Origin of the sequence: Pseudoalteromonas sp. MEBiC 03607 (genome assembly GCF_004792295.1) — a bacterium.
In the GTDB taxonomy this organism is placed as follows: domain Bacteria; phylum Pseudomonadota; class Gammaproteobacteria; order Enterobacterales; family Alteromonadaceae; genus Pseudoalteromonas; species Pseudoalteromonas lipolytica_C.
On sequence record NZ_SRRY01000001.1, the window covers coordinates 3,553,629 to 3,570,575 of the forward strand.

Below are 16,947 nucleotides of genomic sequence, written 5' to 3' on the forward strand. Positions count from 1 at the left end.
CCGATTTGTTCAGGTGCGATGCAAAAATTGTTTGATATACTGGCCATTCAATTTCGGCATTTTTAGGGGTTATTGTGACAAGGCGTGTTTACCAAGTTATCTTCTTAGCCAGCATTATTGGCTTTACGATTTTATTTGCCAAAGAAATTAAAGGGGTTGGCAACCTGTTTCCTCACGTCGATAAAGTAGCGCACTTTGGTATTTTCTTCATACTCGCTTTGGTGATGGACAAGGCATTTAAGTTACCTCTAATGGTACAAATTTTACTGTTAGCAGGCTACGGAGCCGCCATTGAATTTATGCAAGATATGCTGCCTTATCGCCAAGCCTCAGTTGGTGACTTTATCGCTGACTTTATTGGTGCTGTAAGCTATTTTGCTATAAAGCTTGGCTTTCATTTAGGTAGTAATCAACGTAATGGCTAATTTATTAGTAGTGGGTGATGGCGCAATAGGCCTGCTATTTAGCCATTTTTTATCTGCACAACATGACATCACATTACTGACTCGTAAGCCAACCCTGACCACGCGTTTTTATCAAGCAAGTAATGGCAAATCACATCCTATTAAAGCGCGCCTTATTAATTATGCAGAATTAAATCAATCGCCGCCCTTTGACTTGGTATTAATTACTGTTAAAGCATTTCAGGTGCAAGCAGCTTTTAAGCAAATAAAACCTTACCTTACTAAAAACTGCCAACTTGTTATTTCTCACAATGGTATGGGTAATGTCGATGAACTTAATGCCCAACTGTTAGACACTCAAGGGTTATCGTTTCTAACAACTCGTTTAGCTGGCTTTAAAGCAACGCCCTATAGTGTAAACCACACAGGAAATGGCGAAAGTGTGCTTGGCGCATGTAATGCAGCAGCAACTGAAAAACTCAATGAACTTGAACATCTATTTAGCAGCCTGCCACACTTTTCAGTGAGTGATGATATTCACTCATTGCGCTGGCAAAAACTGTTAGTCAATATTGCCATTAACCCATTAACAGCAATCCATAACGTTAAAAATGGCCAACTCCGTGCACCGCAATTTAGCACTCGCATCATTAATTTACTGAGTGAAGCGTGTCTGGTAGCCAATAAACAAGGTGTTGATGTAAAGCTCTGCGAGGCACTGGATCAAGCCTACTCGGTGATGACTGCAACTGCAGAAAACTTTTCTTCTATGCAGCAAGATATCAGCCATAACCGACAATCAGAAATAGATGCAATTTGTGGTTATGTGTGTGAACAAGGCGCGAAGCTAGGTGTAAAAACACCATATAACCAAGCCATGCTGAGTATGATAAAAATAAAAAGCTAGCTACTAGAGGAAAGAGTAAAGTTACTAGCTTCTGACAATTATTTCAGGCATTAAAAAAGCGCGAACATGTCGCGCTTTTATCACCATCCCTTACGGGCGATACACTTTTACGTTGCTGAAGCCTTCTTCGTGTAAGATCAGCGCTTGAAGCTGACTCATCACACCTTTAGCACAGTATAAGTAATATTCTTTATCTTTTGGTAAGTCACCAAATTTAGTCGCTAAGCGGAAGAAAGGTAAATGCACAACTTCAATACCTTCAAGCTCAAGTGGATTTGCGTCTTCTTCTTCAGGTGAGCGAATATCAACAACAACCGCTCCCTTTGGTAAATCAGATACAGACTCGGCTTCTTTTACTTCTTGCTTAGCTTCGGTGTCGATATCACGGATATCCATCACACGGGCATTTTCAACAACCGTATTTAACACGTCAAAATCAAATTTAGCTTCTTCGGCAAGAATCGTTTTAATTTTGGCTTTAACCGTTGGCTTTTTAGAAATCACACCACAGTATTCAGGCATGCTTTCTGCCATTTCTGCGGTACCAATTTTACGAGCAATATTAATAATATCTTGCTTGTCGTGTTGGATTAACGGGCGAATGATTAAAGTTTCAGTTACACGGTCAATCACACTTAGATTAGCCAGTGTTTGGCTTGATACTTGGCCAATACTTTCACCTGTTACTAATGCTTGCACACCTAACTTTTCTGCAACTTGGCTACCTGCACGCATCATCATACGCTTAAGCACCACACCCATTTGACTGTTTTCTACATTTTCTAAGATTTCAGCTACAACAGGTTCAAAATCTACAGTGACAAACTTTACCTTATGGGTAGAGCTAAACTGTTTCCAGATATAATAACTGGCTTGTTTAACACCGATTTCGTGAGCTGCCCCACCTAGGTTAAAGAATAAGAAGTGAGTTCGCGCGCCTTTGCGGATCATCTGGTAGCTTGCTACACCTGAGTCAAAGCCACCCGACATAAGTGACAGTACATCTTCTTGTGTTGGTAACGGGAAGCCTGCCATACCTAAGTGAGTTTCAGTAACGATATACGCTTTATCATCTCGCACTTCTAAACGAATGGTTACTTCAGGGTGGGATAATTTTACGCTTGCACCTGCAACATGTTGGTTTAAGCCGCCACCAACATAACGCTCTACATCGCTAGAAGTAAAATCGTGTTTACCCGAACGCTTACAGCGCACACAGAATGTTTTACCTTCGATAGTGTGGCCAATTAGCTCAAGGGCTTTTTGATAAATATCGTCTAACGAATCAAAGTCTGTTTCTGTAACTTCGATAAATTGCACAATACCCGGAATGCGTTTTAAGCCATCGATGATATCTAGGCGAACTTGCTCAGAATCTAAAAGGCTCACAACCGAAATATTATCCCAGTTGTTTCTAACTTGTACTTTTTCGTCAACACGACGTAAGACGATCTTAATGTTATTTTCTAATAACTTGGTAAAACGCTTACGAACAGATTTACTCTTGATAGCGATTTCAGGGTGTAATTTGACGATAAATTTAAGCATAGTTCACTCTTAGACTGTGGGATTCACACGCCCCGAGGCATACCAACCTCAAGGGCGCGCGATTATAACAAAAATTATAGCGTCTAGGAAATAAACTGCTTGGCTGGGGTTATTGTTCAGGATCTGAGGCTTCGCTGAGCGCTAAATATTTTGCCCTTAGCTGATTTACCTGTGGTAAATGCTGCTCTGTGCAATGCGCTTTTAACAGCAATAGCACTTTTAAAATACCATTGTAGATATCTTCCCTTGCTAACTCACCACTTAAGCGACGCGCCTTTATATACGGGGTCCAAAAGCTAACCGTCATTTTTAACATGTGTGCAAGCTCTGTAACATCATCATCTTCAATACAGATGATACCGCCAGCACGAAGTGCTAATAAAACTTCTTTCACTTGCTCTAGCAACGCCGCTTGAAAATCAATGTAATCTTTTTTTAATACTTCATCGCGAGATAAAATATCGCCCAAGTTGTCATAAAAAAATTGATAACGCCACATCAGTTCAAACAGCGAATCAAGGTAACCTGCTAGGTTTTCAAGTGCATCATCATCAGGAGACAAGGGTTTAAAATGCGTATGTAAATGTTCACTATACAAAGCAAAGATATGACGGATAATGTCTTCTTTATTTTTAAAATGGTAATACAAGTTACCAGGGCTAATGCCCATATGTGCAGCAATATGGTTGGTTGTAATAGCACGCTCACCGTGGCGATTAAATAACTCGATGCTGGTGTGTATGATTTTATCCTTTGTACTCATATGCTGTTTACTCTGTTGTTGTGGTTATTGCATTCTATTGCCCTGCTAAGCCAAGCAGTATAAACAAATGCGTGACAATTAAATACTACCTTGAAAAATAATAACCTCAATCGGTGCAGTACCTTAGATGGGTTTTACAATCTAATAAGATACGCGTATTTTCTAAGCTGCAGACAGGCTAAAACACTGTTAATATAGCAGGCAAATTTCTAAATCGCTGATAGTTATGAACGTTACTGCAATATACCCGGGTACATTTGACCCACTTACAAATGGCCATACTGACTTAATTCACCGAGCAGCGAAAATGTTCGACCATGTCATCGTTGCTATTGCGCACAACCCAAGTAAACAACCGTGTTTTACACTTGATGAGCGCGTTGAACTTGCTAATAACATCTTGGCACACCTAGATAATGTGAGTGTAATTGGTTTTTCTGGACTATTAGCAGATTTAGCTCGCGACCATAAAGCTGAAGTGCTCATTCGCGGTATTCGAGCTGTTTCTGACTTTGATTACGAGTTTCAATTAGCCAATATGAACCGTCGACTTAACCCTGATTTAGAAAGTGTATTTTTAACACCCGCCGAAAAAAATTCGTTTATCTCATCAACCTTAGTAAAAGAAGTAGCAAGACACAATGGTGATGTTAGCGAGTTTGTTGATCCTATTGTTGCTAAAGCTTTACAGGAAAAAATTCGCGGATGAAGCTAAAAAAAATACTTACCCTAGGGGCCTTTTTTATGGTCTCGACACCGACTATAGCAGGCCCTTGGGTTGAAAGTGACGATCCATTATTACGCGCCTCAATTGAGATGTTATTTAACCAAGGTGTGATTAAACAGCCTATAAATAGCTACCCTTTGATGTGGCAAGGTATTGCTCGCGATCTTAGCCTTGTAGATAGCAATCAACTTGATGAACAGTCTCAATTTGCTTATCAACATGTGAAACACGCGTTAAATATTGCCAAGCAAAAAACAGATTCAGGGGTTCGACTAAACTACAATGGCAGCACTGATACTCAACAAGGGTTTGGTAAACGCCATCAACAGCAAAGCGGTGTTAATAGCTACGGTTCAATAACGGGTAAACGTGTAAGTGCAAAAGTGAGTGTTAATTACGCAGATGATGCACTCGACGAACAGCATGTAAACTACCAAGATAGCTATTTAGCGGTGCTGGTTGGTAATTGGTCACTCAGTGCCGAACAAGTCAGTCATTGGTGGGGACCAAGTAACGATAACGCGTTACTACTTTCAAATAATGCAGCTCCCATGAAAGGTTTACGCTTTACAAGAGCGAATACTCAATATGTAGGCCCTAGTTGGTTATCATTTATTGGTAATTGGCAACTGACTGGTATTTATGCCAAACAAAAGCCATATTTGAATACAAGCGACAAAGGTGATTATTGGGCGTTGAGGTTTGCTAGTACCCCTTTAAATGGTTTAGAAGTGGCTGTTAATACAGCTGGGTCTGACTATTTAACAACTCCAGAATTAGCTCCTATTAATCTTGAGAATAACGAGCAAACGCATCGTTTAACAGGGATTGATGTTAAATACTCAACCACTTTAATGTCAGTTCCTATTGCCGTATATGGTGAATTAATGGGCCGCAACGAAAGCGGTTTGGCACCAAGTGAGCCGTTTTACACCGTTGGCTTTGAAAGCTACTTTGGTACAACTGATAGCTTGCTAAAAACGTATCTCGAATACTCGAATACTCAGCAACAATGTAATATTGCCAGTGACTGTGTGTATGGCTCAGGCAGCTATACTCAGCGCTCGCGTTTAATTGGCAGCTCAACACCAGAGCAAAGTAAATCAGCAGTGCTTGGGGCTTATTATCACACCCTCAACGGCTATGGCGGACATGCTAAACTACGCTGGATTAATAGTGAAAATATCATTAAGAGTAGCCAATTGCAGTTAGAAGTAGGCTATCAACAAGCATTACTCAGCGGTCTTTGGAAAGTAACTGGATTAATTTCAAGAGATGAATTAAACGATAACAACGAAACCAACACGGCCCTCAGAACCAGCTGGGAATACCGCTTTTAACTAATTGAGGTCAAGCTAGCCTAGCTTGACCTGTTAAGCCCTTATAGAGCCGCACCAGCCCCAAAAAGTCTTTATTAGAGAAAAGTGCAATAAGCATCATGATGTCCATGACATTGACTGTAACTGTATAAAAGCTCCAGAACCACCAATCACCCGTATAGGCATAATTGATGTCATAATACATACCTAAAAAAAGCGATGTGTTGATCAAAAGCCCAGTAAAAATATAGAGCTTTGCTGGCACCAAAGTTACCTTTCTGCCACGAGCAATTAAGCTAATAATTAAAAGTATTAGTAGATCCGAAACAGCCCAGATCATATAAGCAAAGCTCGAGTCTAGAATATTATAGCCTAGCGCTATATTTAGTAATGGATCACTCATCATATAAGAGATAAACAGTGCCAGCGACATCCACATTAGTGTTTTATCACCATTTGGCGTAGACGACTTCTTCACCATGTTATATAAAAAAGACATCAGAAACCCCCACATAATAAATGCGGCGAGATAGACCCCAAAGTTTTCTTGGATTAATTTAAGCATTATACAAACGTCAAACTTTTTGACTTCAATTTACAAAAGGCATTATGAAACGTTAGCACCACTTTTTGAAAACTCTTTAGAAAAGAAAATAACTTTACTCTCTATAGCTTTACCTAACTTAAAAATAAACAAAAAGTCACGGTTTGTTATCAATGCAATTATCATTGTAATGTCTATAATGTTGACACCAAAAGAGTAAATACTCCAAAGTCCCCATGGAGTCCGGTTTTCGAGAAGTACAATATCTACATAAATTGAGAGCATCAAAAGGGAATTCAAAAATAATCCCAATATTGCGTAATAAAGAGCGCAAAAAGAGCTGATCTTTGCAAAGTAACCCCAAGAAAATATGACTGTTATTGTAAGTAGGTCAAAATAAAACCAGTTCATATAGCTATAAACTGAAAAATTAAAAATACCGCTTAAAAAGTACGAAACCATCATGATAAATGCCAAGATAACAAGGCGTTTATCTGGTTTATTTATGTGAGTCACTAGATTGCAAAGAAAAGCCATCAAAAACCCCCACTCAATAAAGGAGCCTATCAAGCTTCCAACAACATCACTTATGTACATATTGAAAATATTTAAGCTAAGCTTTGGGTATTTGAAGCAGAAAAAACTGCGTTTTTTAACTTGTTTAACAAGAGAAAGTCACGATCAACTATTAAAGCAATAATCATCGTAAAATCGACAATGTTAACTCCAAGCGAATAAATATCCCAGAGTATCCAATGAGTTGTATTTTTATAAACTTCAACGTCCAAGTAAACTGCAAGGAATAAAATAGTGTTTATTATCAAGCCTACAATAAGATAAATGAATGAAGGAGTCGTTCGTTTAATAACAAAGAAAGAAATAGCTAAGAATATTAGCGTAGCCAGATCGTAAAGAGCCCAATCTAGAAATGTTGTTGCAGTGTAAGTTATCCAATTAAAAAAGTAATCTCCCCCTAAATAAGAGAGCATCATAATAAATGAACTAAAGAGCAACGTGGTTTTTCTTTTATTTTCGTCTATGCAATAGACAAAAATATTAAAAAAGAACGCCATTAAAAATCCCCATGCACTCATCGCAGACAGGGAAAAAAAACCTAGTTGCTCTATAAAAGACATTCAGTTCCTAGTACTCTTTCTTGCTAGGTGGAAGCATTGCACCACCGCCACGTTGAATCTCTGCACCACCTGATAAAGACAGTGCTTCACTTGATAAAGTTACTGTATCAGATTGCAGGGTTTTATTACTAGTAGTTTGTTCCAAAGCTGGCTTAGTTTGTTGCATTTGGCTGTATGCTTGCATTTGCAATTGGCTATTATTTGAAATTTGCATAAGATAATTCCTTTAAGTTAATTGTTGTTGCACCAAGGTTTACATGAAATATGTAACTTGTTAAGCGTTCTCATTTTTTTTGACGCTTTTTTGTGCATTAATGTGATGTTGCCACCACACTAATCTAAAAGCAATTAGCGATCCAACTTTTCGTTAACATATGATCTTTTTGATCTTCAGCTTATTATTAGACATAAAAAAACGCACAGGGGTAACCGTGCGTTTTTTCTATCCAGGGAATTTAAGCCACGCTTTTACACGGGATCACCGCTTTAGTACTTGGCTTTAAAATGAATTCCATTGCAACTTCATCGCAATTATCTTTTCGTAAGCAAAGCTCACAGTCTTTTATAACTTTCTCGGGCAAGCTGTCTTTGCTACAGTGGCTAAACCCTTGCTTTGCAAAAAATTCTGGCACACGCGTAAGTACAATGATCCTGCTAAGCGCCAATTTTTTGGCTTTTACAAGTAAGTGCTCAACAAGTAGCTTACCTTGTCCCGACACCTTTGCTTGTGGATCAACGCCTAACGAGCGGATCTCGGCAAGACCGGTATCATAGATATATAGTGATGCGCAGCCAGTAATTTTGTTATTACATTGTGTAACAGCAAACTCGTTGATTGAATGAACCATATCACTTTTAGCTCGCGGAAGGTTTTCACCTACCGCAGCCCAATATTGGATAAGCTTTGCTATCGATTCAACATCACCTAAGTTTGCATCACGAACCGTTATTTGCTGTTTTTTTTGCCTGCTTAATTGCACTCGACACTTGCTCTAATGAAGTGCCACCAAGAGCTCGGCGGGCTTTAATACAAGCATCTATCTCTAGTACAGGATAAACATCTGACTCAAAAATACTATGCACAGACTTAAATTCTTCTAAACTTAAATCTTCTAAGTTATTCCCTTGGGCAATAGCCATTTGCACTAAGGTTCCTACAATGTGGTGACCCTCTCTAAATGGAATTCCCTTAGCAACTAAATAGTCTGCAAGCTCGGTCGCATTTGAGTGTCCACCTTTAGCTGCTGCAAGCGTTTTATCAGCTTTTACTTTGATACCTTTAATACATGCTTGCGCCATATGAATACAAGCAAGCCAAGTTGGCATTGCATCAAACAAGCCTTCTTTATCTTCTTGCATGTCTTTGTTGTAGGCTAGTGGCAACGCTTTTAATGTCATCATCATGGCGCTAAATGCACCAAAAACACGGCCTGTTTTACCACGGATCAATTCTAATGCATCAGGGTTCTTTTTCTGTGGCATTAATGATGAGCCAGAGGTTACGCCATCTGAAAGCTCTATAAAGCCTGCTTCACCTGAATTATAAAAAATCAGATCTTCAGCCATACGCGATAAGTGGATCATCGAAATTGATGCACAGCTTAATAGCTCAACCACAAAGTCACGGTCAGATACAGCGTCAAGGCTATTGCGTGTTGCCCCGGTAAAACCTAGCCCCTCGGCAAGAATCTGCCTGTCAATTGGGTACGCAGTGCCTGCTAATGCACCACTTCCTAATGGGCAATAATTCATACGGTTTTTGGCATCATTTAACCGACTTTCATCACGCTCAAGCATTTCAACATAAGCCATACACCAATGGCTAAATAACACAGGTTGAGCACGCTGTAAGTGTGTGTAGCCCGGTAAAATAGTACCGAGTTCACGCTCAGCTAAGGCAACAAACTCCGCTTTTAAGTCACTAATTGCTGTTAAGATGTGCTCTGCGGTGTCACGACACCATAAGCGGAAGTCTGTAGCAACTTGGTCGTTACGACTACGACCGGTGTGCAGTTTCTTTGCTAAATCACCTACTTTGTCAATCAGTGCTGACTCAACATATGAATGAATATCTTCATGACCTGCAACTGCTACAGCTTGTGGATTAGCTTTAACTTCTTCTAACAAAGTATTCAGTGCTGCAACAAGATCGTCATACTCTTGCTGATTTAAAACATCAACTTGCTTTAAAGCACCTGCCCATGCAACTGAGCCAATAATATCTTGCTCTGCAAGCTGATAATCGAAAGGAAGTGAGTCGTTAAATTGTTTAAACGCTTCATCTGGACCCGAAGAAAAACGTCCGCCCCATAATGCCATTGAACTGTCTCCAAATTGGGCTATCGCCCCGCAAAGCGGGGCGATAATAAAATTACTTTTTCGTTAGTGCTGAGATTCTGCTAGAAAGCGAGAATAAACGAATGAAGCCTTCTGCATGTGATTGATCATAAACATCATCTTCACCAAAGGTTGCAAAATCTTCGCTGTAAAGGCTGTTTGGAGATTTCTTCTGTACCGCAGTTACTTGGCCTTTATAAAGCTTCAGTACTACTTCACCTGTTGCCAATTTAGCCAGAGACTCCGCACCCGCTAAAATTGAGTCTTTTAACGGTGTAAACCAACGACCGTCATACACTAAGTGTGAAAACTCACCGCCAAGTACTTCTTTCCATTTACGGCTTGATTTATCTAGCACTAGTTCGTCAACAGCTTGTAATGCAGCCATGATCACAGTGCCTCCTGGCGTTTCATAACAACCACGCGACTTCATGCCTACTAAACGGTTTTCTACGATATCAACACGACCAACACCATGTGGCGCAGCAATGTTATTTAATTTAACTAAGCAGTCATACGGTTTTAGTGATTCACCATTCACAGCAACCACTTCGCCTTCAACAACATTTAATGTCACATATTCAGCTTCATTAGGAGCTTGTTCAGGAGAGTTAGTCCAAGTCCATACTTGATCACTTGGTTGGCACCATGGATCTTCAAGCTCACCACCTTCGTGTGAAATATGCCATGCGTTTGCATCACGGCTATAAATTTTTGTCGCAGAAGCAGAACACGGAATATTACGCTCTGCAAGGTAATCAAGTAATGATTCACGGCTTGATAAGTCCCACTCACGCCAAGGTGCAATCACCTTTAGGTCAGGTGCAAGGGCTGCGAAACATGATTCAAAACGCACTTGGTCGTTACCTTTACCCGTACAACCATGCGAAAGCGCATCGGCTCCTACTTTACGGGCAATTTCAACTTGTGCTTTAGCAATAATCGGACGAGCCATAGACGTACCTAGCAAGTACGTACCTTCGTAAATAGCGCCAGTTTTTAATGTTGGGTAAATATAATCACTTACCATTTCATCTTTTAAATCAACTATATGACACTCAGACGCACCTGAAGCAATCGCTTTTGCTTCAACGCCTTCTAGTTCTTCAGCGCCTTGACCTACATCAGCAACAAAGGCAATTACTTCACAGCCATAGTTTTCTTTTAACCAAGGCACGATTGCCGATGTATCTAGACCACCAGAATAGGCTAATACGACTTTTTTAATTGAACTCATTGGTGTTCCTTAAACAAAATTTGGATTTAGTAATGTCACAAGAAGAGCGTTCTGCGCATGCATACGGTTCTCTGCTTGTTGAATAATTTTTGATGCCGGGCCATCCATTACCTCAGAGGTAATTTCAAACTCTCGATGAGCCGGCTGACAGTGCAGCACAGTTTGTGCGCCAGTCTTCTCAAGCAATGCCTGATTTAGCTGATACGGCATATACTTAGCTTTAACTTGCTCAAGCGGTGTTTTATCACCCATCGAAACCCACGTATCAGCATAGACTGCATTTGCACCAACTGCCGCTTCAATTCGGTCACTGACCATTACAGAGGCGCCATTCATCGCTGCAATTTGCTCAGCTTGCTTAAGAATTTGCGAATCAGGTGAGCTACCTTTAGGGCAAACTGCCACAAAATCAGTACCTAAAGTGGCTGCTAATAGCATCAGTGAGTGAGTTACATTATTCCCCTCACCTAAGTAAGCTAGCTTAAGTTTACTAACATCGCCATGTACTTCTTGAAGAGTCAAGAAATCAGCCAAAGCTTGGCATGGGTGATATAAGTCGCACAAGCTATTAACAACAGGTACGCTTGAAAACTCACCCAAAGTGGTAAGTGTTTTGTGTTCGAATACACGAGCAACAATACCATCTGCCCACGTTGAGATATTAAGTGCAAAGTCTTTAACTGATTCACGTGCGCCCATGGCACCATTTTGTGAATCAAGATAGACCGCATGACCACCTAGCTTATTAATACCAATATCAAATGATAAACGGGTACGTAAACTAGGTTTTTCAAATAAAGTAACCACTGATTTACCTGCAAGCGCTTGGCTAAAATCTGCAGGATTTGCTTTAATTTTTTGCGCTAAGTTAAGAAGTTTAAGTGCGCCTTTTTGGTCTAACTCTAGACCCGATAAAAAATGATTTAACATGAAATACCTATGGTGTAATTTTCGTTCCTACGTGCTCGCCTTGTAATAAAGCGACTAAGTTTTCTGGCTTTAGCCAGCTTGAGATATACACACCACGTCGTAAATGTTGGGCAGCAAGAAGGCTGGTCTTTACTTTGACCTCCATCCCGCCCTGAATAACTCCTTCAAGGATAAGTGTATCGATTTGCTGCGTATTTAATTGATGTAATGGCTGCTTATTTGCGTCAAGTACAGCTTCTACATCAGTCATAAAAATAAGCTCTGCATTGAGCTCTTTCGCTATGGCTGCGGCTGCTTCATCGGCATTTACGTTATACCACTGACCGTCCTCTCCAAAGCCTATTGAACTAACAAGGGGTAAGCGACCTTGTTCTAATAAGCTCGGTAACACGCTATGACAGCTTCCACTACATTGACCAACTTGGCCTAATACTTTGAGTTTTTCTGAAACTACAACGCCCGCCTCATAAAGGCTCAAACCAACAGGCTTATGGCCCGCACCGATAGCTTGACTCATAAGCTGTTTGTTAGCACAACCTGCAAGCGCCCCGACAATATAAGGCATTTGTTCATTAGGACTGATGCGTAATCCTTGGTGCTTTGCAGTTACAAAACCCGCCTCTTTTAACCATGCATCTACAAGCGCTCCACCGCCATGCACAATCACAAAATTAGCGTGTTCTTGCGATGCTAGAACATCGAACAATGCTTTTGCTGCATCGGCAGTGTTTAATACTGCACCACCAATTTTAATAACCCATGTTTTCATCATAGTGCTCCGCTAAGGCCTGTATGATGAGGTTCACCCATCGCTAAATTAATACATTGCAACGCTTGGCCTGCAGCACCTTTTAATAGGTTATCAATCGCAGACATTACAATTAATTGCTGACCTTTTTGTTGCCATGCAATATCTACATAAGGTTGTTTTGCAACACCTTTTATACTTGGGATCTTATTACCTAATAAGCGGATCAATGGCTCATCGGCTAAAACTTGATATGCCTCTTTAACCTGTTCAGGGGTAACATCTGGCTTTAGCTGCACATAAATGGTTTCTAGGATGCCGCGTGGAAAATTACCTAAATGCGGGGTGAATAACACTGGATGTCCAAGATGCTGCTCAATCTCCGGCGTGTGTCTATGATTAAATAAACCATAAGGGGCAAGTGATACTTCGCAAAAATGCGTATTAACACTGGCTTTTCTACCAGCGCCTGTCACACCTGACACAGCATTAACAATAACAGGCTGCTCAGCCAGTAAGTTTGCTTGTTTAAGGGGCTTTAATGCGTTAAGCGCTGCTGTCGGATAACAACCCGCTACAGCAACAAGGTTTGCTTTACTGATCGCATCACTATTCCATTCAGCTAAACCATATGCAGCTTGTGCTAAAAGCTCAGGGTGTTCATGTGCGAAACCGTAATAAGTTTGGTAATCCTCATTCCCAGCTAAACGGAAGCCACCTGAAAGGTCGAATACTTTTTTACCCATAGCTAAAAATTGTGGCGCAAGGTCGACACTTACTTTGTGATCAGTACACAAGCACACATAATCAGCATTATTTTCAATATCTTTGTAAGCAGCTGTTGTTAGTGCTTGTAAAGGATACTCTAACAGCCCTAAATGCTCAGGATATAAATCACTTAATAATTTACCTTTATCTAAACTGCCCTCTGAGACATAACATGCTTGTAGGGTTAATTTAGGGTGCTTAGCAACTAAACTTGCTAGCTCTGCGCCGCTATAACCACTTGCGCCAATAATCACTACATTCATTGCTTACTTTTACCTATTAAATCTATTTATCGATACGCCTAAAACTTCTCGCTGAAAAGCGAATAAAAACACTGTCTAAAGTAATGAAATCAGGTTATCGTCGTTTTGTGTTCATAGTACAGTTACACTAATATTTATGCTTAAAAAGTGAATTGATATTCATCATAAATACTTTTATATTGTTATGCAATTAGATTGAATAATTATTTTTGGATTTTTTATGTCTTTACCGTCTTTTTTATCTATGTACCAGCAATTGATTGCAGCGCCTTCAATCAGTGCAATTGAAGATTCACTATGTATGAGCAATAAAGAGGTGATCTCCTTGCTTGCCTCTTGGTGTGAAAGCCTCGGTTTTACTTGCGAAATAACAGAACTGGAGCAAGGTAAAGGCCGTTATAATTTATTGGCAAAACGCGGGGAAGGTGACGGTGGATTAATGTTGGCAGGTCATACCGATACAGTGCCATTTGATGATAGCCGCTGGAATTATGATCCCTTCAAACTCAGCGAGCATAACAATAAATTATATGGCTTAGGCAGTATTGATATGAAAGGCTTTTTTGCCTTTGTTTTACAAGCGATTAGTGAGCTTGATGCAACAAAGCAAACAGAGCCTTTATTAATCTTAGCAACCGCCGATGAAGAAACCACAATGGCGGGTGCGCAACAAATTTGCCGCCACCCTAACTTGAAACCAGCGCGCTGTATTATTGGTGAACCAACCGATATGACTCCTGTTTTCACTCATAAAGGACATATGAGTACAGCCATTCGGGTAATTGGTCGCTCAGGCCATAGCTCTGATCCTGAACGTGGTTTAAACGCCATCGAAGTGATGCATAAAATGATTACAAAATTGTTAATCATTAAAGAAGAATTAAAGAATAAATATTCAGTTGACCACTTTGAAATTCCGTACCCTACTTTGAACCTTGGTCATATTCATGGTGGCGATAACGCCAACCGTATTTGTGGCTGCTGTGAAATGCACATCGATATGCGACCATTGCCCGGTTTGAGCGTGCAAGAACTGCAGGCGATTTTGCTAAGTGCTGCTGAAGAAATAAATACCCAATACCCAAATGCAGTGAGTGTTATCGACATGCATGAACCTATCCCTGCATTTAGTGGCAGCACAGATACTGCGCTTGTAAAACTAGCTGAAAAAATCTCAGGACAACCTGCTGTTGCTGTAAACTACTGCACTGAAGCTCCTTTTATTCAACAACTAGGTTGCGAAACGATTGTGATGGGGCCAGGTTCAATTAATCAAGCCCACCAGCCTGATGAGTTTTTAGCGATGGAAAAAATAAAACCGTCACAAGAGATAATTAGCAAGATGATTAAAGCAAGCTGCTTTAGTGAATATACCCAAACCACCTCAAGATGCGAGTTTCAGTTGGAATAAAAAGCGATTTAGGCAAGGCATTGATTGCAAATAATAGTGGTTCTATTGTTAAAATCAATAACGCAGTATAAATCGCTTTTAAACCAACCCTCTGGGCGTTTCACAGGCACTTACTCTCATCGTTGTTACTTCTTAAAAGGGACTACCATTCTTGCAAAGTAACGCCTTGATATTAAGCACCTGTGAAACGCTGAATTCTGCATCTTGAGGTGGCTTGGGTATAATAAAAAGGGAGCATCACGCTCCCTTTTTTAATCCATGTACTTACTTAAGTACTTTTTAAATACCGGATCGGTTTTCGCCAGCTCTTTTTGCTCCGCCAAAATATCTTTAAGGATGGCTTTAGAAGTGAGCGGATTTGCTAATACAACTCGAAATACCACAGTTGGTTGATGGTCATATTTTGCAGGTGTCAAACGAGTACGCGATACAAAAGAACGACCGGCTTCACGCTGACGCTTTTGCATACTTGCAGTAAAGCGATTTAATGACGCATAGATGTCGAGCTTGGTCTCTTCGTCGGCGTCTTTTATTTTGGCCTGAATTTCTTTAGGCACATAGCGGTACGTTAATAAACAAAGCTCAGGCTCAGAAATAAGCTCAAAGTCTTCATCTTCTTTAATCATCTGTGCAAAGGTACGCGCCTTTACTATGCCGCGGTCAATCAACATTTCATAGCCTTTACGGCCAATAACACGTAAGCAAGCATGCACTAACATCGCCATACCTGGGCGACTTCCCTCAAGTGTATGACTACCTAAATCTTTCGAGCCTTTACGAAGAATATACTCGGCATGATGTTCAATCGCATCTGTAGCAGCAGGGTCTTTAAATAACACTAAGCCTGCCCCCATAGGCACATACATTTGCTTATGCGCATCGATAGTGATCGAATCAGCACGCTCTATACCGCTTAGTAGGTGGCGATAATTCGTTGATAGTAAAGTGGCTCCCCCCCATGCAGCATCGACATGAAAATGACAGCCTAGTTCAGCACTTAAATCAGCCATTTCATTGAGTGGGTCTATACTGCCGGTTTCTGTAGTACCAGCAACCCCTACTAATGCCATCACTTTAATGCCTGACGCTTCGAGTTCATAAGCCTTCTTACGCATGGCATTAACGTCAACTTTATTATTCTTATCAGTTTCGATGGCAATAATGTTATCGCGACCAATACCTAATAAGTCGACCGTTTTCCCCAAAGAGTAATGACCCCGCTCAGAAACAAGCACAGCCAACCCTTTATAGCCGTAGTGCAACATACCGGCGATTAAACCTTGTGCTGCAATTCCCTTGTAATCACCATCGGCTTTTAATAGCCGATTGCGGGCAATCCATAATGCGGTGATATTGGCTACTGTGCCACCTGAACAAAACGCCCCAAGAGAGGTTTTAGCGCTATGCATCCACTTGCTGTAAAAAGCATCGTCTTCACTATAGGCTAGATGGTGCATCATGCCTAACACTTGTCTTTCAAGGGGTGTAAACGCTTTTGATGTTTCAATTTTAACTAGGTTCTGGTTCAAGCCCACCATCAGTTTTGATAATGGCAAAACGAAGTGCGGCAATGCCGAGGTCATATGACCAATGAAGCTTGGTGCAGCAGTATGAACAGAATGCGCAACTAACTGCTCCATAATGTCTTGTGCATAGTCAGAGACGAAAGTTGGCTCTTCAGGGATAGTGGCCGACTGAAAATCTTTTTCAATCTCGTGCAAGGGCTTCTCAATCGCCGCTATGTTCTCATTTAAGAACCCAGCAAGATTGCTTGAAATTTCTGATTCGATTTTACTCAAGGTTGAGTCAGGTGCTTCTGGCACCGTAAATATACGAATCAAGCTTTCTTTAGAGGCGACGGCACAACGCTTTTGATCCATCCTAATACCCATTCTAAGCAGCTAA

16 protein-coding genes and 1 pseudogene are annotated in these 16,947 nt (G+C 40.6%); 5 read left to right on the top strand and 12 right to left on the bottom strand.

Annotated elements, in window-relative coordinates; all coding sequences use genetic code 11:
* Window positions 1-74: 74 nt before the first annotated feature.
* Both E5N72_RS16140 and E5N72_RS16145 read left to right on the top strand, forming a co-directional pair.
* Entirely contained in the window at window positions 75-425 is a 351-nt protein-coding gene (locus E5N72_RS16140) for a VanZ family protein (protein ID WP_135926046.1), read from the top strand.
* Window positions 418-1,311 carry a 2-dehydropantoate 2-reductase gene (locus tag E5N72_RS16145; protein WP_135926047.1) on the top strand — a complete coding sequence of 298 codons (894 nt, stop codon included), beginning with the start codon at window positions 418-420 and terminating at the stop codon, window positions 1,309-1,311. The genes E5N72_RS16140 and E5N72_RS16145 overlap by 8 nt, the downstream gene beginning before the upstream one ends.
* A 90-nt stretch (window positions 1,312-1,401) precedes the next feature.
* On the opposite strand, the gene thiI is transcribed toward E5N72_RS16145, so the two are convergent.
* Both thiI and E5N72_RS16155 read right to left on the bottom strand, forming a co-directional pair.
* The gene (gene thiI / locus E5N72_RS16150) at window positions 1,402-2,859 is read right to left on the bottom strand and encodes a tRNA uracil 4-sulfurtransferase ThiI (protein ID WP_135926048.1); all 1,458 of its coding nucleotides are present in this window, start codon (window positions 2,857-2,859) and stop codon (window positions 1,402-1,404) included.
* Window positions 2,860-2,968: 109 nt separating this feature from the next.
* On the bottom strand, window positions 2,969-3,622 hold the full coding sequence (locus E5N72_RS16155) for a TetR/AcrR family transcriptional regulator (protein ID WP_135926049.1): 654 nt from the start codon (window positions 3,620-3,622) through the stop codon (window positions 2,969-2,971).
* Between the two features lie 226 nt (window positions 3,623-3,848).
* On the opposite strand from E5N72_RS16155, the gene coaD reads away from it, so the two are divergent.
* Window positions 3,849-4,331: a pantetheine-phosphate adenylyltransferase gene (coaD, locus tag E5N72_RS16160; RefSeq protein ID WP_135926050.1), complete on the top strand. Its 483-nt coding sequence runs from the start codon at window positions 3,849-3,851 to the stop codon at window positions 4,329-4,331.
* Entirely contained in the window at window positions 4,328-5,689 is a 1,362-nt protein-coding gene (locus E5N72_RS16165) for a capsule assembly Wzi family protein (protein WP_135926051.1), read from the top strand. Before coaD ends, E5N72_RS16165 begins: the two co-directional genes overlap by 4 nt.
* Before the next feature lie 10 nt (window positions 5,690-5,699).
* Here the strand turns inward: E5N72_RS16165 and E5N72_RS16170 are convergent, their stop codons facing one another.
* The 9 genes and pseudogenes from E5N72_RS16170 to argC all read right to left on the bottom strand — a co-directional run bounded on the left by E5N72_RS16170 (window position 5,700) and on the right by argC (window position 13,631).
* On the bottom strand, window positions 5,700-6,167 hold the full coding sequence (locus tag E5N72_RS16170; RefSeq protein ID WP_135926052.1) for a hypothetical protein: 468 nt from the start codon (window positions 6,165-6,167) through the stop codon (window positions 5,700-5,702).
* A 108-nt stretch (window positions 6,168-6,275) separates the two neighbouring features.
* Complete coding sequence (locus E5N72_RS16175) at window positions 6,276-6,809, bottom strand: hypothetical protein (RefSeq protein WP_135926053.1); 534 nt, start codon at window positions 6,807-6,809, stop codon at window positions 6,276-6,278.
* A gap of 11 nt (window positions 6,810-6,820) precedes the next feature.
* Window positions 6,821-7,348: a hypothetical protein gene (locus E5N72_RS16180; RefSeq protein WP_135926054.1), complete on the bottom strand. Its 528-nt coding sequence runs from the start codon at window positions 7,346-7,348 to the stop codon at window positions 6,821-6,823.
* 7 nt (window positions 7,349-7,355) lie between these two features.
* Complete coding sequence (locus tag E5N72_RS16185; RefSeq protein ID WP_135926055.1) at window positions 7,356-7,562, bottom strand: hypothetical protein; 207 nt, start codon at window positions 7,560-7,562, stop codon at window positions 7,356-7,358.
* Between the two features lie 241 nt (window positions 7,563-7,803).
* Window positions 7,804-9,667: pseudogene (gene argH / locus E5N72_RS16195) on the bottom strand (argininosuccinate lyase).
* A 52-nt stretch (window positions 9,668-9,719) separates the two neighbouring features.
* Window positions 9,720-10,922 carry an argininosuccinate synthase gene (locus E5N72_RS16200; protein WP_135926057.1) on the bottom strand — a complete coding sequence of 401 codons (1,203 nt, stop codon included), beginning with the start codon at window positions 10,920-10,922 and terminating at the stop codon, window positions 9,720-9,722.
* A gap of 9 nt (window positions 10,923-10,931) precedes the next feature.
* On the bottom strand, window positions 10,932-11,852 hold the full coding sequence (locus E5N72_RS16205; RefSeq protein WP_135926058.1) for an ornithine carbamoyltransferase: 921 nt from the start codon (window positions 11,850-11,852) through the stop codon (window positions 10,932-10,934).
* Between the two features lie 7 nt (window positions 11,853-11,859).
* A complete protein-coding gene (gene argB, locus E5N72_RS16210; RefSeq protein WP_135926314.1) occupies window positions 11,860-12,621 on the bottom strand; it encodes an acetylglutamate kinase in 762 nt (253 codons plus the stop codon).
* Window positions 12,621-13,631, bottom strand: a complete 1,011-nt coding sequence (gene argC, locus E5N72_RS16215; RefSeq protein WP_135926059.1) for an N-acetyl-gamma-glutamyl-phosphate reductase — start codon at window positions 13,629-13,631, stop codon at window positions 12,621-12,623. Before argC ends, argB begins: the two co-directional genes overlap by 1 nt.
* Before the next feature lie 220 nt (window positions 13,632-13,851).
* On the opposite strand from argC, the gene argE reads away from it, so the two are divergent.
* Window positions 13,852-15,042: an acetylornithine deacetylase gene (gene argE / locus E5N72_RS16220; RefSeq protein ID WP_135926060.1), complete on the top strand. Its 1,191-nt coding sequence runs from the start codon at window positions 13,852-13,854 to the stop codon at window positions 15,040-15,042.
* Between the two features lie 251 nt (window positions 15,043-15,293).
* Here the strand turns inward: argE and panP are convergent, their stop codons facing one another.
* Window positions 15,294-16,922 (bottom strand): pyridoxal-dependent aspartate 1-decarboxylase PanP, encoded by a 1,629-nt coding sequence (gene panP, locus E5N72_RS16225; RefSeq protein ID WP_135926061.1) that lies wholly within the window; start codon window positions 16,920-16,922, stop codon window positions 15,294-15,296.
* Between the last annotated feature and the right edge of the window lie 25 nt (window positions 16,923-16,947).